Genomic DNA, 16,838 nt, shown 5'->3' with positions numbered 1-16,838 from the left:
ACAGGGAAAAGTGGGTAGCTGAGCCGACGGAGGCGGTCGTGGCAACCGAGGACAGGAAGCGAGCAGCACACCGCGCCCTGGTGGACCGGGTGCTGAACGGGACGGGGACGGCGCCGGAAGACCTGCGCGCCCGCGCCTTTCACAATGCCGATCTTCCGCCCCCATTACGCGAGCTCATCGGCAAGGTCGCCACCAGGCCGACGCAGACCGCCGACGCGGACTTCGCCGCCGCCGAGGCCGCGGGCTACAGCCAGGATCAGCTCTTCGAGCTGGTTGTCTGCGCGGCGGTGGGCCAGTCGGCCCGGCTGTACGAGGCCGGGCTCGCCGCTCTGGCAGCCGCAGCGGAGGACGCCTGATGCGCCCGGATATTCTCAACGACGGCTACCGCCCGACGACCAAGCTCCTGTTCGGCCTCATCGGACTGTTCTCTCGCCAGCCCGTGCCGGACGCCGCCAAGCTGGTCTTCTACCGCCCCGACTTCTATGGCGCCCAGGCGAAAACCTTCACGCACGAGGCCATGCGCGGCCCCTCGGCCTGGTCGGTCGCCGACCGGGAACTGATGGCCGCCCATATCTCCAAGGTCAACGAATGCGACTTCTGCATCGGCGCGCACACCGCCACCGCCGCCCAGGCCTACGCGGATGACGACCGTGTCCGATCGGTGCTGACCGATGTGGATTCGGCGCCCATCGAGGACGGTCTGCGGGCAACCCTTCGGATGCTCGGCACACTCACTCGCGAGGGCACGGTGACCAGCGCGGACATGCGCAAGGTGCTGTCGGCCGGCGTCACGCCGCAACAGATCGAGGACGCCCTGGCGGTCTGCGCGGCATTCAATACGACCAACCGTCTCGCCGATGCCTTCGACTTCGCGCTCCTCAGCCCGGCGGCCTTCGAAGCGGGTGCCGGGTACCTGCTCAAACGTGGATACCGCTAGACGATCATCGGTCCTGGGAACGACCGCGGTGTTTGGTGGTGCGCCTGTAGCGGCGGCCGCTCGGGATCGGTTGGGACGCATTGGATCTGCGGAGTTCGTGACGCTGACGCCACGCGGTGAGGTCGGGGCGTTCCGCCGGTGCCGAGCCGGCACGATCGGCAGGTGCGGGCTTCATGGGTCCCCCTGGGTGATTCGGATCCGTGGACGCGAACACGGTAGGAAGTACAACGCCCGGGCTCCAGCGAATATTGCCGGAGCCGGGTCAGCGGGTGGCGCCGGAATCGGGCAGCGAACCGGGAGCGTCGAAGGGCACCACGGGTTCTCGCACGCCCGTGGCCTGCTGCGCGCCGCCGGGGTACGGACCGTAGGTGATGGCGGAACCGTACTGCGGCCCGGCGAGCACGGTCGGATCGGGGCGGCTGCCGCCGAACGGGAGGAATTGGCCGCTACCGAGATCGTCGGAGGTGCTGAGCGCGGTCAGCAGGAGCGCCACCACGGCCGCGGCCAGCGGCTGTGCGATCAGCGCGGCCCATCCCTCCACGGCGGGAGCGAAATCCACGATGGAGTGGAGGGCGGGATGCTGGGGGCGGGTGTGCAACTGCTCGGCGACGGCCTCCCCCGCCACCTTCATCAGGAAGGCGCCGCCCAGCGAGCCGAGCAGAATGCCCGACAGCAGCACGGGCCCCCGCGCCCGGCGCCAGCGCCAGGCCGCGGCCGTGCCGAGGACACCGAGCACGATGCCGATCAGCACGAAAATGGCGAGGGCATCGAAACGATGCATGCTCTCACCGGTGAGGGCGGTGTCGCGGTCGGGTTCGACCACCAGCAGCTGCTCGGCGGGAGCGAGGAACGCCCACACCACCCCGGCCAGGGCGCTCACCGCGAGGAGGACGGTGCACACCACCGCCGCCGCGCGCACTTCCCGCATCAGTACGTCGACGCGTAGTCCGCCCGGCTCGGCGGTGAGTGTGGTTGCCACTAGCGGTGTTCCAGGCTCGTGGAGTCGAGAACACCGTGGCGGGAGCATTTGGCCCACCAGCCGTCGGGGCTGACCTGCACGATCATGCGGCGACCGCACTGTTCGCAGAAGCGCGGGGGCTCGAGGCCCAGAGCGGCGGCCGCGGGAACCGGATCATCCAGACCCGGCACGATCCGCTTACCCGTGAAGGGGTTGTAGCGCTCCTCGATGTCCACGATCACCTCGATGGATCCTTCGTGTCTCAATAGCAGTGCACGGTAATGCGGGCCGGAGAGACCGTACCGCCACGGTACCGGTTTTCCATAGCCCGCTCGTCTCAGAGGGTTTCGTTGAGCGCCTTGATCGGCATCTTGAGCTCACCGAGCAGATCGATGTCGGCCTCGGCGGGACGGCCCAGGGTGGTCAGGTAGTTGCCGACGATGACGGCGTTGATGCCGCCGAGGATGCCCTGCTTGGCGCCCAGATCGCCGAGGGTGATCTCACGGCCGCCCGCGAAACGCAGAATGGTGCGCGGGAGGGCCAGGCGGAACGCGGCGACGGCGCGCAGGGCGTCGGCGGCGGGCAGCACCTCGAGGTCACCGAAGGGAGTGCCCGGGCGCGGGTTGAGGAAGTTCAGCGGAACCTCGTCGGGCTCCAGTTCGGCCAGCTGCGCGGCGAATTCGGCGCGCTGCTCCAGGGATTCGCCCATGCCGAGGATGCCGCCGGAGCAGACCTCCATGCCCGCCTCGCGCACCATGCGCAGGGTGTCCCAGCGCTCGTCGTAGGTGTGGGTGGTGACCACGTTCGGGAAGTGCGAGCGCGCGGTCTCGAGGTTGTGGTTGTAGCGGTGCACGCCCATGGCGGCCAGCTGATCCACCTGCTCCTGGTTGAGCATGCCGAGCGAGCAGGCGACCTGGATGTCGACCTCGTTGCGAATGGCCTCGACGCCCGCGGCGACCTGCGCCATCAGCCGCTCGTCCGGACCGCGCACCGCGGCCACGATGCAGAACTCGGTGGCGCCGGTCTTCGCGGTCTGCTTGGCGGCCTCCACCAGCGACGGGATGTCGAGCCACGCCGCGCGCACCGGGGACTGGAAAAGTCCTGACTGCGAACAGAAGTGGCAGTCCTCCGGGCAGCCGCCGGTCTTGAGCGAGATGATGCCCTCGACCTCGACCTCGGGCCCGCACCACTTCATGCGCACGTCGTGCGCCAGGCCGAGCAGCTCCTCGAGCCGGTCGTCGCCGAGGCGCAGCACCTCGAGGGTCTGGTCCTGGGTCAGGCCGACGCCGCGCTCGAGCACCTGCTCGCGGGCGATGGCGAGAATGTCATCGCCTGCTGTGGTCACAGCATCGGTGGTGACGGCTGCCTGAGTCATGTCCGCGCGAATCCCTTCGTCCGACCGGTGTGGCCGAGCAACTTGAACGGTGTTCAGGGTAGGCTAGCAGTCCGGAACGTGAGCCGGAACACGAGAGGGTCGGGTTTTCAGTGCAACTCCATCGCACGGACGTGGTCGACGGGGCCATCGCCATTCTCGACCAGTACGGTCTGGCGGATCTGACCATGCGCCGGCTGGCAAGCTCGCTGCACGTCCAGCCCGGTGCGCTGTACTGGCACTTCCCCAACAAGCAGGCGCTGCTCGGTGCGATCGCCGACCGGATTCTCGCGCCGATGGACGAACCGGTCCGGGCCGACGAATGGTCCAAGCAGATGACCGAATTGGCGCACCGGCTGCGCGAATGCCTGCTGGCCTATCGCGACGGCGCCGAATTGGTCTCGGCCACATACGCTTCCCGCCTCACCACCAGCAAGGGCCGGGAACGCCTGGCCAGCGCCGCGATTCGCGCGGGCATGACGCGCGAGGAAGCCGAACTCGCCGCCTACACGCTGCTGTACTACGTGCTCGGCCAGACGGTGGACGAGCAGTCGCGCATCCAGATGGATTCCGCGGGCGCGCTGACCGAGGAGAACTCGCCGCTCTACGACATGCCCGACGCCACCGCCCGTTTCGACTTCGGGCTGCAGCTGTTCGTCAGCGGCGTCCGCCACCTGCTGGGCAGCCGCATCCGCTGATCCGCCCGGCCGCTGACGACGCGGTGCGCTGACTCGCCGATCGGTCAGCGCCCGACCGAGACCACCGCCGCCTCGTCGGCCTGCACCTGCCGCACGAACGGCACCACCTGCTGCTCGATGACCGTGTTGTACTCCTGCGGCCGCTCGATCGGGTTGGCGTGCCCGGTGGTTCGCGTGGTCACCACCAGCAGCGTCCCGTTCACGCCACCGACCTGGTCGATCAGCACCTCGTGCGAGTACTCCACATCCACGATCGGATCGTCGTACGGGTTGTGCGGCCGGATGAACACGATGGCCGGACGGGGTTTGCCCGCAGCGGGTTTGGACAGCGCCCGCAGATCGTCGACCGCGCCGCCGGCCACGATGGCCTTGAACTGGGCCTCGATCAGACCGTTGCTGGCGGCATTGGTGTTCAGGATCTTGTCGCGCAGAACGTTCTTCACCGCTGCGCGGAACTCGTCGCCGCGGATCACATAGCGTCCGCCGACGAAACTCTCATGGCGCGCATACGTTTCCACGATCAGCCGCAGCAGCCGGCTCTCCCGCGCGCCGGGCACCCAGCCCATCCAGCGCAGCATTTCCTCGCCCTGGTCGCGGCTCTCGGGGCGGACCGCGTTCAGATCCACCGGCGTGCAGTCCAGGAGCACCGCCCGCACCCGCTTCCTGCTGTCCTGGTGCAGGTGCTTGGCGATCTCCAGCGCGATGACCCCGCCCATGCTGTGCCCGGTCAGCACCACGTTCGGCACCTTGGCCGCGTCGGTGACCTTCACGATCAGATCCGAGATGACCTTGGTGTCGATACCGGCGTTGTCGTAGCGCACCGCCCACACCGATCCCAGCCGCCGCAGCGAGGGCAGTGCCCGGGCGGTGTCACTGGCGTCGAGGACGCCGAGACCGACCAGATCGAAGACGGCGGTGTCGCCGGCCTGCGAGTCCGACGGGCCCGCGATGGGCAGCACGGCGGGCTCGGTGCGCGCCAGCCGGGCCTGCTCCGGCAGCACGTCCAGACCCATGTATTCGGCGAAGGCGCCCAGCGCCACCAGCGGCACCAGGCTCAGCCGCAGGACCAGCAGCCGGGTCCGCCGCCAGCGGACCCAGCCGATGCCCGAACGGGTCGCGCGCAGGCGCGCGCGACGCCGCCGGTCGTCGTAGTCGGCGACGCCGGACGGATTCGGAAAACCCGGCAGCGCCATACCAATCAACTGTACGAATTTCCGGCTGGTCATCCAGGCTTGTTCTGCCGGTCATCTCCTGGTAGCGCACAGGTCATCTCGGTGGGCAGCGCTCATCGCCGCGCGATGCCGAGGGATCGACGGCGAATTCGCGGGCAGTGTCAGTGGATTTCGCGGGCGGTGTCAGTCCTCGGCTGCCTGCTCGGCGTGCTCGGCGAGTTTGGCCAGGGCCGCGCGGAAGCCGATCTCGTTCTCGTCGGGCGAGAGTCCCGGCGGCAGGTTCTCGTGGTACGCGGTCACGCGGGTCCCACCCGGGACGTCGTCGAGGGTGTAGGTCACCGTCATCTCGCCACGCAGATCCGGGTCGTCCGTTTCGAATTCGAGGGTCTGCACCACCTCGCGATCGGGCACGACCCGGGCGAACACACCGTGGAAGGTGTCGGTGTGCGGGGCCGTCTTCCCCGCCCGGGTGTGCAGGTCGTAGGTCAGCGAGATCCGGATCCGCCCGCCGACGCGGGCATCGAACTCATGGATGCGACTGGTCATGCCGTCGGGAACCATCCATGTGCGCACCGAATGCGCATCCAGGAGCGCCCGGAAGACATTCGGACGCGGGGCACCGACGAACTTCTCGACTCGAGTGGAAGGCACCGCGCCACCCTACGCCCGATGTGATGAAGATCACGACAACTCCGCCGAGCTGCCCGGCACGTCCTCGGGCGCGACCGGCAGCGCGAGCGTGGCCAGGGTGCCGCCGCCCGGTGCCGGAGCCAGGGTCACCGAACCGGAATGGACGGTCGCCACCCATCGCACCAGTGACAGGCCGATGCCGTGGTGTCCGCGCGCCCCGACCGCGCCATGCCGGAAGGGGTCGGTGAGCGCGGGATCCAGGCCGGGCCCGTGATCGCGCACCAGCACCTGGCCCGCCGCCACCCGCACCTCCACGGGCGTGCCGCCGTGCACCAGGGCATTGTCGATGAGATTGCGGACCGCCAGGGCCAGCAGATCCGGATCCGCCCGCACCGCAGTGGGTTCCGCGGTGACGGTGACGTCGGCGCCGCATTCCGCGACCACGCCCTCCACCAGCTGGTCCAGGTGCAGGCGCTGCCGATCCAGTTCGCCCACACCGGTTTCGGCGCGAGTACGGGCCAGCAGCCCGGCCACCATGCGACCCATACGGTCGGTCAGCGCGCGGGCGTCGGTGACCGCACGCCGGGTGTCGGCCGGATCACGCAGCGCGGCATCCAGGTAGAGCCGCAAAGTGGCCAGGGGCGTACGTAATTCGTGCGAGGCCTCGGACAGGAAGCGCTCCTGCTGGTCGAGCATGCGCACCGCCTCGCGCATGCTCACCCCGGACAGCAGGTGCCCGGCCACGGCGGCCAGCGCCACCAGGGTCAGCCCGCCGACCCACAGGGCCACGACCAGGCTGCGGTGGTCGCTCTCCCCCGGCGCCGGGTCGCCGCCCGCGAAAACGACGGCGCCGACGGTGGAGTCGTCGTCCCAGGCCGGGGCCGCCGCCAGCCGTACCGGATTGCCGTCGCGGTCGGTGCGGCTGTGCCACTGGGTGTCCTCGGCATCGGCGGCCCGCTGCGCGAGTCCGGTCAGGTCCGCGGGTAGTCCGGATCGCCTGTGCACGAACAGTTCCTGCCAGCGGCCGTTCTGGTCGCGGACCAGAATCGCGACGGCGCTGGGGCCACTGGCCAGATCGTCGTCGCCGCGCACGGTCTCCAGATCGATGCCGCCGTCCTCGTTCCAGTACACCTCGCGCGCCAGCCCGGTGACCACCCGGTCGACGCCCGCGTCCAGGGCTTTCTCCCGCGAATGCCCATCGATGGAGGCCGCGAGGGACGCGAGCACGATCAGGCAGACGGCGGTCAGCGCGGTGAACAGCCCGGTCAGCAGCCACCGCGTGCGCCGCAGCCGGCCCGGCGTGGTCGGTTGCGACGTGGGCCGGCTTCGCCGCCAGCGGGCGAGTCGGCCGCGCGAATCATGGTCGGCCGCACCAGGATCGGCGTCCACCGGTCGCGCGCCCGCGTCACCGGGGCGGCCGTGGGCCGTCGTGCGCCGCCGGAACTTCACGGCGTGATGGTGAAACCGGCGCCGCGGACGGTTTCGATGAGGGGCGGGGCGCCGAGCTTGCGGCGCAGCTGGGCGACCACGACGTCGACCACGTTCGAGGCGGGTTCGGCCATTTCGTCCCAGCAGCATTCGATGAGTTCGGCGCGGGTCACGACGGTTCCGGCGCGGACCGCGAGGAGCTCCAGGACACCGAACTCCTTGGGAGTCAAGGTGAGCAGTGTGCCCGCGCGGTGGACACGGCGACGTGGCCGGTCCACCACGAGGGTGCCGACGACCGTGCGGGTGGGTGCGGGCAGCTCCCGGCGGCGGCACAGCGCGCCCACACGGGCGGCCAGTTCGTCCATGGCGAACGGCTTCACGACATAGTCGTCGGCGCCGTGGGCGAAGCCGTCGAGCCGGTCGGCGAGGGCATCGCGGGCGGTGAGCATGACGACCGGCGTGCGCTGCCCGGAGTCCCGATGGGCGTGCACCAGGTCGAGGCCGTCGCCGTCGGGCAGGCCGCGGTCGACGACCAGGCAGTCATAGGTATTGACGGTGATCTTCAGGTCGGCGTCGGCGTAATCGCGGGCCAGGTCCACCGCGAAACCCGCCGCGCGCAGCCCGGCCGCGACCTCGTCGCCCAGATTCCTGTCGTCCTCGCACACGAGTACCCGCACCTGCGCAATTACAGCATCCGTACCTGTCACGCGGCCACGACCCCGGGCAGCGGACGCGGGGAACCGGGCAGGACGTCCCCGGCCGGGACGCCGAACCAGCTCTCGGCGACGGTGGCGTAGAACTCGGTCATATCGACCGTGGCACGCAGATTGCCGTCCGCGTCGAGGGTGCGCAGTGACGGTGTTTCCCCGAAGACGCCGGGATTCGTCGGCCCGAGCAGCAGGGCCGTCCCGGCCGCGCCGTGGTCGAGACCTTCCGAGTCGTTCACCGGGACGCGGCGGCCGAATTCGCTGTAGGCGGCGACCAGCACGCGATCGGCGATGCCCCGGACGGCCAGGTCCCGGCGGAAGGCGGCCAGCGCCGTGTCGAGCTCCCGCATCAGGGTCTCGTAGCGGCGCGGGTGCTTCGTATGGGTGTCGAAGTCCGCGCCCATGGGGACGTGCACGATGCGCAGGCCGTGGTTGTCGTCGGCGAGCAGCCTTGCGGCCAAACGCAATTGGACACCCAGGTCACTGCCCGGATAGCCGTCCGCGGCCGCCGGGAGGGTGGCCGCCACATCCGAGAACCGCAGCGCGGCCGCGCCGCCCGCCCGGGCGGTGGCGAAAAGCGGTGCGTCGGCGCGGTCGGGGTGCGCCATGGCCCGCTGGGCTGCCAGCCAGGCGGCGCGGACGTTCTCGTCCTCGAAAACCGGGAACAGGCCATCGTTTCCGGCATCGACGGACAGTGTGGTGACCCGTCCGCAGGCGAGCGCGGGTGTGTCGCCGACACCCAGCGACACGCCCACCGCGGGTGCGGCCGGGTCACCGAGATGGTCGCAGAGCCGCCCGAGGAATCCGGTGTCCGGGCGGGCAGTGCCCTCGGGATCGCCGGTCTGCCAGCGGTGCAGCATCTCGAAATGCGACAGATCGGGTTTGGCGGTACCCACGCCCGGAATCACCGAGACGCCGGCGGCGGCCAGTTCTCTCAGCTGTGGATGCAGGCCGAGCGCGCCGTCGATGGCGTGCACGTGCTCGGCGGCGATGGCGGTGCCGCGCCGCAGGTCACGGTAGCGGGAGTCGGCGTAGGGCACGGCCATCGACAATCCGTCACTGCCCCCGGCCATTTCGATCACCACCAGCCGCCGCTTGTCGAGCGCCGCCGCCCGTATCGGCGCGGGCGGATGCCAGACCCCCGGCGCACCTGACGAGCCGAGCAGCCGATGGCCCGCCACCCCGCCGATCGCGGCCACCGCCCCGGCGCCGATACCCGCCCGCAGCACGGTGCGCCGATTCAACGAGACCATGGAAAGTCCTTCCCGTTCATGCCAGCGTGAACTCCGGCGAGGTGATGATCAGGGCCAGCAGGGCCGTCGCGGCCTGTTCCGGATTCCGGCGCAGTTCGAACGCCAGATCGCGGGCGGCGGTGCGGGTTCCGGGGCTCGGGTCGAAGATCGAGGCGCGGGTGAACGCGGCCGCGACCGGGTCGCCGGCCCCCGCGATCTCGGTCAGTGCGGGCGCGTTCACCGCCAATGCCGCTCGCGCGACGGCCTTACCCGGCGCGACCCACCGATTCCCCGGCGGCCAGCCCGCCACATTCGGCGGATAGAACGGCGATTGACCGAGCGCGGTCATCGTCTCGAAAGCGGTTGCCGCATTGTCGATCCCGCACACCGCCAGGGCGGCCGTGACCCATTCGACCGGATAGCGCGGGCGCGCGTACCTCGCCTCCCCGAACGACGGATCGCGCAGGATCGCCGCCACCAGGGGCCGAATCTCCAAGTGTGCCTGCGTGAATACCGCAGCCAGCTCGGTCAGCCGCTGGTCCGAGGCGACTCGGCCCACCAGGAAGTGGTGCAGTTTCGCGGCGATGAACCGCGCGCTCTCGGGCCGATCGCACAGCACGTCGACGGCATCGCGAACGGTGGTCACCTGACGTCCCAGCAGCTCCACGGCCCGCTGATTCCCGGATTCCGGATCGAATGCCACCGACCCGTGGTCGTCGACACTCCATCCGGACAAGGCGACCGCTGCGGCCTCCACATCCTGCTGCGTGTAGTTCCCCCGCCCGAGGGTGAACAACTCCATGAGCTCTCGCCCATGATTCTCATTGGGCGCCTGCGCAACCGACCCGGCACCGTCCAGCCAATGCAGCATGGCCCCGTCCACCGTCACCGCCTGCGCCAGCTCCCGGAAATTCCCCAGCGCGAATTTCCGGAACAACAGGTGCTGCCGCCACATCAGATCCCAGGTATCGACCTTGTCGTGACTCGACGTGAAATGCCCATGCCAGAACCACACCATCTTCTCGTGCACCCCGGCCGCCGGATCCGCCATCGCCCGCAGCCACGAACCAACCGGCCCATTCGAAACGGCATCGGCCTCCTCATCGAACACCGGCGTCGCAGGCACCACCGGAGCGGCGGCCAGCACACTCTCGATGACATCCCCGCCACCACCCCGATCGACGAGGGCCTCCACCCGCCCCGGAAACGGCCCGAAGGTGGTGCGCCGCAACACATGCGCGACCGCCGCAAACTCATCCATGCCCCCAGCATGGGCAACCACCCGTTAGAAATTCATGAGGCGACCACCCACCACTTGCCATCGGCATCAGGCCGGCGGCACTCCGCGTCGCCTGTCACTGGTCCTCGGGCACGAGTGCGGTGATTGCGGCGACTTCGGCCGGGGACAGCGTGATGTCGGCGGCGGCGAGGTTCTCCTCGAGGTGGGGGACGCTGGTCGTGCCGGGAATGGGGAGCGCCTGCTCGCTGCGGTGCAGTTGCCAGGCGAGGGCGATCTGCTGCGCTGTGGCGTGGTGTTCGGCGGCAATGGGATCGATCACGGCGCGGAAGGGCCGGCCGGCGTCGCCCCCGGGAACCGCGCCGGGATGCCAGGGCGAGAACACGATGCCGGCCTGCTGCGCGAAGTGCCGGACAGCAGCGCCGAGGCGCTCCGCGACGTTGTAGTGCACTGTGACAGCCGCGATGTCGGTGATCGCCAGGGCGGTGCGGAGTTGGTCGACGTTGACGTTGGACAGTCCGATGTGGCGGATGAGCCCGTCCTGGCGCATGTGCGCGAGGGTTCCGATGATGTCCTCGAAGGGGGCGTCGGTCATGGTCGGGGTGTGCAGGTAGTACAGGTCGATGTGGTCAAGGCCGAGTCGGCGCGCACTCAGGTATGCCGCCTGCCGCAGATAGTTCCGGTTCCCGACCGCACCCATATCGCTGTATTCCGGGCCGCCGCGGACGAAGCCGCCCTTGCTGGCGATCACCAGATCCTCCGGATACGGGTGCAACGCCTCGCGGATCAGTTCCTCGTTGGAGTGCGGGCCGTAGACATCGGCTGTGTCGATGAAGGTCACACCCTTCTCGACGACGGTGTGCAGCAGCGCGATACCCCGGTCGCGGTCGGGGTAGTCGCCCCAGACCTTCGGCCCGGTCAGTTGCATGGCGCCGTACCCGATACGCCCGACGGTCAGATCGCCACCGATGGTGACGGTTTCGGTTGCGGAGGTTGTCATTTCGTGTCCTGGGGTGGGAAGTCTGTTCTTGTGCTGAGATAGGCCCATTTCCGGTCCGACGCGGATTGTCGTTCCAGGATGTCGGCGGCGCGTTCGAGGGCGTAGGTGCCCAGCAGCAGCCGAAGTGGCGGATCGGCGAGTTCCACGACGTCGAGGATGACCCGGGCGGCACGGTCGGGGTCGCCATCTTCGTGGCCGCGACTGCCGCGCAATCGCCGGATCATTGCCCCGACGGTCGGCTCGTAATCGGGGTCCAGGCAGTCAGGTGTCCGCATCGAGGCACCGGCCCAGTCGGTGCGGAAACCGCCGGGTTCGATGATCGTGACCTTGATGCCCAGCGGAGCGACCTCCGTGGCCAGCACCTCGGAGAATCCGCCGACCGCGAATTTGGACAGCTGGTAGGCACCCAGAGCAGGGGAACCCTGACGCCCACCTATCGACGAGAACTGGATGACGTGCCCGGCGCGCTGGCGGTGCAGTACCGGCAGCGCGGCGCGCGTGACGTTGACGACGCCCCACAGATTGGTTTCGACCTGAGCGCGCAGGTCGTCCTCTGCGATGTGTTCGATCGAGTCCAGATTGGCGTAGCCGGCGTTGTTGACCACCACGTCCAGACAACCGAATCGCTCGACGGCCGCAGCGACGGCGGCTCGCGCTTGCTCAGGTTCGGTCACGTCGAGTGGGAACGGCAGGACTCGATTGCCGAATTCCTCGACGAGATCGCGAATGCCCATGGGATTTCGGGCAGTCGCGACGAGGTTGTCACCCGCGGCCAGGACGGCCTCGGCGAGACTACGGCCGAATCCGCGGGAGCTTCCGGTGATCAACCATGTCCGAGGTGCACGTGTGACATTCGTAGTGGACATTCGTAACTCCTTGCATGGGATAGGGATTCGGCCCCCGTGACCCGGCAGGCCACGGGGAGGACCTGCGTCCCGGCTGCCTGCCCCTAGGGCACCGTGTACCCGCCGTCGACGGGAATCGTGGCGCCGGTGATGAAGCTCGTTTTGTCGGAGCTGAGCCAGACGACGGCGTCGGCGATCTCGTCCGCGGTGGCGATCCGGCCGAGTGGATGGGAACCGATGATCGACTTCATGGGCTCGGTGTCCGGGTCCTGCGAAGCGATCATGGGGGTTTCGACCAGTCCGGGTGCGACCGCGTTGACACGGATGCCGTAGGGCGCGGCCTCGAGCGCGGTGCTCTTGGTCATGGCGATCGTGGCCGCCTTGGTGGCCGTATAGCCGGAGAATCCGGCGACACCGACCAGCCCGGCGCCCGAAGCCATGTTCACGATCACGCCTGACTGCTGCGAGACCATCTGCCGGAGTTCGTATTTCATGGCCAGGAAGACGCCGCGGAGGTTGGTGGCGATCATGCGGTCGAGCATGTCGGCCGAGTACTCCCAGGTCAGCTGGAACTCGCCGTCGTAGCCGGCGTTGTTCAACGCGATGTCCAGATGACCGATGCCCGAGACCGCGGCCTCGACGGCCCGCTCCAAGTGCGGCTCCTCCGTCACATCGGCCACAACGAAATGAGCTGTACCACCGGCCAATTCGATCTGCCGGACCGTCTCCTTCAGGCTCGCCTCGGTGCGGCCCGCGACGGTCACGATCGCGCCTTCGGCTGCCAGCGCCAGCGCACTGGCCCGCCCGATACCGCTGCCACCGCCGGTGACGAGCGCCGACTTTCCGGTGAGCTGCTGTGTCATTTCCATTGTCCTTCCGGTGTTTTCAGCCCTGGAGCGATGCGGTCGAGCGGACGATGATCTCGTTGACATCGACGCCGTCGGGTTGGTCGACGGCGTACTCGATGGCCGCGGCGATGGCGCAGGCGTCGAGACCAGCGGTGGCGAGGGCATTCCGTACCGCGTCCTGCAACTCCGGCGCGCCGCCGGAGTTGGTGAGTTCGGTGCGGGTGAGTCCGGGATTGACGAGGGTGACGCGGATGTCGGCGGTCTCCTGGCGCAGTCCCTCGGAGACCGCGCGGACGGCGTATTTCGTCGCGGAGTACACCACTCCGGTCGGGTCCACCCGGTCAGCTGCGGTGGAGGCGACATTGACGATGTGCCCGGATCGGCGCTCGCGCATCGACGGAAGCACCGCCGCGATGCCGTGCAGGACGCCGCGCAGGTTGACGTCGATCATCCGGTTCCAGTCATCGACCCGCAGGTCTTCGACCATGGACAGCGGCATGATGCCGGCATTGTTGACCAGGACGTCGACCCGTCCGTGGCGGGTGAGCACATCGGTGACGACCGCGCGCACATTCTCCAGGTCGGTGACATCCAGCTGCGCGTACTCGGCTTCGTGTCCCGCTTCCTTCAACTCGGCGACCAGCTGGGCCAAGCGGTCGGTTCGCCGAGCGCCGAGGACCACGTGGTGGCCGGCCGCGGCCAGGCGGCGAGCCGTGGCCTCGCCGATGCCGCTGGACGCTCCGGTCACCAAGACGATCTTGGATCCATCCATTTTCGTGCTACCTCCGTGGGTGGTGGGTGGGTGGGCCCATTCAGCACACCACCGACGCAAACTCACAGGCAGAGGGCAATTTTTACCGTGGTACGGCATACCGGGGGTAAGGATTTACCCCCTCTGTGGCCCTGGCGCCGTTAGCCTGGGCAACCGTGATCGAAACCGACCTTCGGGAGTTCCTGCGGTCTCGGCGGGCGCGCATCAGCCCCGAGGCGGCCGGCCTGCCGCCGCATCCCGGAGTGCGGCGAGTGCCGGGTCTGCGCCGCGAGGAAGTCGCCCAGCTGGCAGGGGTCAGCGTCGACTATTACGTGCAGCTGGAGCGCGGCCGTAATACCCACGTCTCAGCCGCTGTCCTCGACGCCGTGGCCCGCGCCCTGCAACTCGACGGAACGGAACGTGACCACCTGTTCGCACTGGCGAAACCCACTGGGCGGCGGCCACAGTCGACGATCCAGCAAGCGCGGCCCGGGCTGGTACGGGTCCTGGACAACATCACCGCCATCCCCGCGATGATCCTGGGACACCGCCTCGACGTGCTGGCGATGAACCACTTGGCCCGCACCTTCTACCCCGGATTCGGCGACGTCCCAGCCGGTGAGTGGAACATGGCCCGGTTCATGTTCCTGGACGCCGCAGCCCGCGATCTCTATCTCGATTGGTCCGAGACTGCTCGCGAGAACATCGGCATGCTGCACCTGTACGCCGGCCACCACCCGCGCGATCCGAAGCTCGCCGCCCTGGTCAGCGAGCTGTCCGCCGACCCTGATTTCCGCCACTGGTGGGCCCGGCAGGACGTATACCGGCCGACCTTCGGCGCCAAGCGCTACCGCCACCTGATCGCCGGGGAACTCACCCTCGGATTCGAAGCCTTCACTCCGACAGGCGATCTCGACCAAACACTCGGCCTGTACACCGTCGAGCCCGGATCACCGTCCGAGCGTGCCCTGCGAGCACTCTGACCCGGCGTCGATCGGTCGACACTGCGAATGGCCCGGCAACCGTTCTTCGGCGGCATCGCGCACGGTACCACCGGGCCAATCCGGTATCGGCTGGTCAGGCAGGGGTCAGGAGGTGGCGGGCGGTCCAGGTCGGGTCGAACCAGGTGGGGGCGGCGGCGGTGAAATCGGGGGCGGGCCAGGAGCCGGCGCCCGAGGGGATGGAGCCGATGAGGTCGACGCCGGTTACGGCGGGGAGGTCGGTGCGGTTGCACTCGGAGGCGAGATCGGCGGTGGCGGGCCAGGATCCGATGACGAGGCCTGCGCAAGGGACGCCGGCGGCGGTCATGGCTCGGGTGGTCAGTTCGCTGTGGTTGAGGGTGCCCAGGCCGGGGGCCGCTACCAGAAGCACCGGGGCACCGAGTTTTTGGGCCAGGTCGAGGAGGGTGAAGTCGCCGATGCGGACGAGCAGGCCGCCGGCGCCCTCGACCAGGACCAGGTCCGCGTCCGCGCAGGACTCGATGCCGGCGATGGTCTCGGACAGGGTCAGCAGCGGCCGGCCGCAGCGCCGGGCGGCGGTATCGGGGGCCAGGGGCTCCGGGTAGCGGGCCAGTTCCAGAGTGCGGGTGACCCCGCTCAATCGGGTGATTTCGGCGAGATCGCCGGGTTCACCGGGGGCTACGCCCGTCTGGGCCGGTTTGCAGACGGCGACGTCCAGACCTGCGGCGCGGGCGGTCGCCGCCAGGGCCGCGGTGACGATGGTCTTGCCGACGTCGGTGGAGGTGCCGGTGATGAACAGGAGGCGGCTCATGCCGGGACCACCTGCCGCCCACGGGCTTCGGCGAGGACCTCGCCGAGAACGGTTGCGATGGTGGCCAACTCGGCCTCGGTGAGGTCGGCGCGGGCGGTCAGGCGCAGGCGGGAGGTGCCCTCGGGGACCGACGGCGGGCGGAAGCAGCCGACGCTGAGACCGCGGGCGCGGCAGGCCTGGGCGGCGTCATAGGCGACCTGGGCATCGCCGAGGATGACCGGGACGACGGCCGAATCCGGTTGGCCGACACCGGCGATGCGGGCGAGATCGGCGGCGCGGTCGAGCACCCGCTGGGCCATCTCGGGATCGCGGCGCAGCAGCCGCAGGGCCGTGCGGGCCGCGCCGACGGCGGCGGGCGCCAGGCCGGTGTCGAAGATGAAGGTGCGGGCGGCGTCGATGAGGTGGGCGCGGACCCGTTCGCTGGCCAGCACCGCGCCGCCCTGGGCGGCAAAGGCTTTCGAGAGGGTCGCGGTGATCACCAGGTCGGGCTCGCCGGCCAGCCCGCACTCCTGCACCAAGCCGCGGCCGCCGGTGCCGCGCACCCCCAGGCCGTGCGCCTCGTCCACGATGAGCACCGCGCCATTGGCCCGGGTCACCCGGTGCAGTTCGGTCAGGGGCGCGAGATCCCCGTCGGCGCTGAACACCGAGTCCGTCAAGACCAGTGCACGTTCCTCGGTGCGCTCGGACAGCAGGCGGTCCACGGCCGCCGGGTCGCAGTGCGGCGCGATCTCCACCCGCGCCCGCGACAGCCGGCAGGCGTCGACCAGCGAGGCGTGGCTGCCCGCGTCCGAAACCACCAGTGCGCCACGGCCGGCCAGCGCGGTGACCGCGCCCAGGTTCGCGGCGTAGCCGGAGGCGAACACCAATCCGGCCTCCGCGCCGACGAATTCGGCGAGTTCGGTCTCGAGCTGTTCGTGCTCGGCGGTGGTCCCGGTGACCAGGCGCGAGCCGGTCGCGCCGGCGCCCCAGTACCGCACCGAAGCGACGGCGCCCTCGATCACCTCGGGGTGGCGGACCAGCCCGAGATAGTCGTTGGAGGCCAGGTCGATGCTCACCGTGTCGGAGGTGCGGGGGCGCAGTTCACGGCGCAGCCCGGCGTCCACGCGCTCGGCGGCGCGCGTGTCGAGCCAGCTCAGGGGATCGGCAGTCACAGCTCGGAAGCATACTTGAACACCGTTCAGGGGGCCATGGGTGTCGGTACACGGCGCTATGCTGGGAAGTCGTAAGGAGGCTGCGCGATGCCACGATGGGCA

The 16,838-nt window shown here is 69.4% G+C and carries 19 protein-coding genes; 4 read left to right on the top strand and 15 right to left on the bottom strand.

The features are described 5' to 3' along the window. The first annotated feature begins 38 nt into the window (after positions 1-38). Both ACFXKA_RS25190 and ACFXKA_RS25185 read left to right on the top strand, forming a co-directional pair. Positions 39-356, top strand: coding sequence for a hypothetical protein (locus tag ACFXKA_RS25190; RefSeq protein ID WP_354842838.1), 318 nt, complete (start codon positions 39-41; stop codon positions 354-356). Continuing rightward, on the top strand, positions 356-937 hold the full coding sequence (locus ACFXKA_RS25185) for a carboxymuconolactone decarboxylase family protein (protein WP_354842841.1): 582 nt from the start codon (positions 356-358) through the stop codon (positions 935-937). The genes ACFXKA_RS25190 and ACFXKA_RS25185 overlap by 1 nt, the downstream gene beginning before the upstream one ends. A 262-nt stretch (positions 938-1,199) precedes the next feature. Here ACFXKA_RS25185 and ACFXKA_RS25180 read toward each other — a convergent pair whose 3' ends face one another. From ACFXKA_RS25180 to bioB, 3 genes are all read right to left on the bottom strand, one after another. After that, positions 1,200-1,916, bottom strand: coding sequence for a DUF2567 domain-containing protein (locus ACFXKA_RS25180; protein WP_379429134.1), 717 nt, complete (start codon positions 1,914-1,916; stop codon positions 1,200-1,202). Beyond that, a complete protein-coding gene (locus ACFXKA_RS25175) occupies positions 1,916-2,131 on the bottom strand; it encodes a hypothetical protein (protein WP_354843205.1) in 216 nt (71 codons plus the stop codon). Before ACFXKA_RS25175 ends, ACFXKA_RS25180 begins: the two co-directional genes overlap by 1 nt. A 101-nt stretch (positions 2,132-2,232) precedes the next feature. Next, on the bottom strand, positions 2,233-3,270 hold the full coding sequence (bioB, locus tag ACFXKA_RS25170) for a biotin synthase BioB (RefSeq protein ID WP_354842846.1): 1,038 nt from the start codon (positions 3,268-3,270) through the stop codon (positions 2,233-2,235). 110 nt (positions 3,271-3,380) lie between these two features. Here bioB and ACFXKA_RS25165 point away from each other — a divergent pair, with 110 nt between their 5' ends. Then, complete coding sequence (locus tag ACFXKA_RS25165; protein WP_354842849.1) at positions 3,381-3,965, top strand: TetR/AcrR family transcriptional regulator C-terminal domain-containing protein; 585 nt, start codon at positions 3,381-3,383, stop codon at positions 3,963-3,965. Positions 3,966-4,009: 44 nt separating this feature from the next. Here the strand turns inward: ACFXKA_RS25165 and ACFXKA_RS25160 are convergent, their stop codons facing one another. From ACFXKA_RS25160 to ACFXKA_RS25115, 10 genes are all read right to left on the bottom strand, one after another. Continuing rightward, positions 4,010-5,158, bottom strand: a complete 1,149-nt coding sequence (locus ACFXKA_RS25160) for an alpha/beta fold hydrolase (RefSeq protein WP_379429133.1) — start codon at positions 5,156-5,158, stop codon at positions 4,010-4,012. 162 nt (positions 5,159-5,320) lie between these two features. Further along, positions 5,321-5,788, bottom strand: a complete 468-nt coding sequence (locus ACFXKA_RS25155; protein ID WP_379429132.1) for an SRPBCC domain-containing protein — start codon at positions 5,786-5,788, stop codon at positions 5,321-5,323. 30 nt (positions 5,789-5,818) lie between these two features. Then, positions 5,819-7,216, bottom strand: coding sequence for a sensor histidine kinase (locus ACFXKA_RS25150; RefSeq protein WP_379429131.1), 1,398 nt, complete (start codon positions 7,214-7,216; stop codon positions 5,819-5,821). Next, positions 7,213-7,872: a response regulator transcription factor gene (locus ACFXKA_RS25145; RefSeq protein WP_354842861.1), complete on the bottom strand. Its 660-nt coding sequence runs from the start codon at positions 7,870-7,872 to the stop codon at positions 7,213-7,215. The genes ACFXKA_RS25150 and ACFXKA_RS25145 overlap by 4 nt, the downstream gene beginning before the upstream one ends. A 26-nt stretch (positions 7,873-7,898) precedes the next feature. Next, positions 7,899-9,155, bottom strand: a complete 1,257-nt coding sequence (locus ACFXKA_RS25140; RefSeq protein ID WP_379429130.1) for a DUF1501 domain-containing protein — start codon at positions 9,153-9,155, stop codon at positions 7,899-7,901. Positions 9,156-9,171: 16 nt separating this feature from the next. Next, positions 9,172-10,395: a DUF1800 family protein gene (locus ACFXKA_RS25135; RefSeq protein WP_379429129.1), complete on the bottom strand. Its 1,224-nt coding sequence runs from the start codon at positions 10,393-10,395 to the stop codon at positions 9,172-9,174. A gap of 94 nt (positions 10,396-10,489) precedes the next feature. After that, positions 10,490-11,371: an aldo/keto reductase gene (locus ACFXKA_RS25130; RefSeq protein WP_379429128.1), complete on the bottom strand. Its 882-nt coding sequence runs from the start codon at positions 11,369-11,371 to the stop codon at positions 10,490-10,492. Next, positions 11,368-12,237 (bottom strand): oxidoreductase, encoded by an 870-nt coding sequence (locus tag ACFXKA_RS25125; RefSeq protein ID WP_379429127.1) that lies wholly within the window; start codon positions 12,235-12,237, stop codon positions 11,368-11,370. Before ACFXKA_RS25125 ends, ACFXKA_RS25130 begins: the two co-directional genes overlap by 4 nt. Positions 12,238-12,320: 83 nt before the next feature. Continuing rightward, positions 12,321-13,079, bottom strand: coding sequence for an SDR family NAD(P)-dependent oxidoreductase (locus ACFXKA_RS25120; protein ID WP_379429126.1), 759 nt, complete (start codon positions 13,077-13,079; stop codon positions 12,321-12,323). A 22-nt stretch (positions 13,080-13,101) separates the two neighbouring features. Next, complete coding sequence (locus ACFXKA_RS25115; RefSeq protein ID WP_379429125.1) at positions 13,102-13,836, bottom strand: SDR family oxidoreductase; 735 nt, start codon at positions 13,834-13,836, stop codon at positions 13,102-13,104. A 155-nt stretch (positions 13,837-13,991) separates the two neighbouring features. On the opposite strand from ACFXKA_RS25115, the gene ACFXKA_RS25110 reads away from it, so the two are divergent. Next, positions 13,992-14,798, top strand: coding sequence for a helix-turn-helix transcriptional regulator (locus tag ACFXKA_RS25110; protein WP_379429124.1), 807 nt, complete (start codon positions 13,992-13,994; stop codon positions 14,796-14,798). A 94-nt stretch (positions 14,799-14,892) separates the two neighbouring features. Here the strand turns inward: ACFXKA_RS25110 and bioD are convergent, their stop codons facing one another. Together bioD and ACFXKA_RS25100 are read right to left on the bottom strand one after the other, a co-directional pair. After that, positions 14,893-15,585: a dethiobiotin synthase gene (bioD, locus tag ACFXKA_RS25105; protein WP_379429123.1), complete on the bottom strand. Its 693-nt coding sequence runs from the start codon at positions 15,583-15,585 to the stop codon at positions 14,893-14,895. Next, a complete protein-coding gene (locus ACFXKA_RS25100) occupies positions 15,582-16,736 on the bottom strand; it encodes an 8-amino-7-oxononanoate synthase (protein WP_379429122.1) in 1,155 nt (384 codons plus the stop codon). Before ACFXKA_RS25100 ends, bioD begins: the two co-directional genes overlap by 4 nt. Positions 16,737-16,838 lie beyond the last annotated feature (102 nt).

The sequence above is a fragment of the Nocardia sp. NPDC059228 genome, assembly GCF_042754245.1.
Classification (GTDB): Bacteria; Actinomycetota; Actinomycetes; order Mycobacteriales; family Mycobacteriaceae; genus Nocardia.
The sequence above is the reverse complement of the archived record's forward strand: the minus strand, read 5'-3'. Positions and strand labels throughout refer to the sequence as shown.

Bases quoted from the DNA above. Each gene is read 5' to 3' on its own strand.
- ACFXKA_RS25185 (WP_354842841.1), top strand. From the start codon at position 356: ATGCGCCCGGATATTCTCAACGACGGCTACCGCCCGACGACCAAGCTC.
- bioB (WP_354842846.1), bottom strand. From the start codon at position 3,270: ATGACTCAGGCAGCCGTCACCACCGATGCTGTGACCACAGCAGGCGAT.
- ACFXKA_RS25160 (WP_379429133.1), bottom strand. From the start codon at position 5,158: ATGGCGCTGCCGGGTTTTCCGAATCCGTCCGGCGTCGCCGACTACGAC.
- ACFXKA_RS25140 (WP_379429130.1), bottom strand. From the start codon at position 9,155: ATGGTCTCGTTGAATCGGCGCACCGTGCTGCGGGCGGGTATCGGCGCC.
- ACFXKA_RS25135 (WP_379429129.1), bottom strand. From the start codon at position 10,395: ATGGATGAGTTTGCGGCGGTCGCGCATGTGTTGCGGCGCACCACCTTC.
- ACFXKA_RS25130 (WP_379429128.1), bottom strand. From the start codon at position 11,371: ATGACAACCTCCGCAACCGAAACCGTCACCATCGGTGGCGATCTGACC.
- ACFXKA_RS25125 (WP_379429127.1), bottom strand. From the start codon at position 12,237: ATGTCCACTACGAATGTCACACGTGCACCTCGGACATGGTTGATCACC.
- ACFXKA_RS25120 (WP_379429126.1), bottom strand. From the start codon at position 13,079: ATGACACAGCAGCTCACCGGAAAGTCGGCGCTCGTCACCGGCGGTGGC.
- ACFXKA_RS25115 (WP_379429125.1), bottom strand. From the start codon at position 13,836: ATGGATGGATCCAAGATCGTCTTGGTGACCGGAGCGTCCAGCGGCATC.
- bioD (WP_379429123.1), bottom strand. From the start codon at position 15,585: ATGAGCCGCCTCCTGTTCATCACCGGCACCTCCACCGACGTCGGCAAG.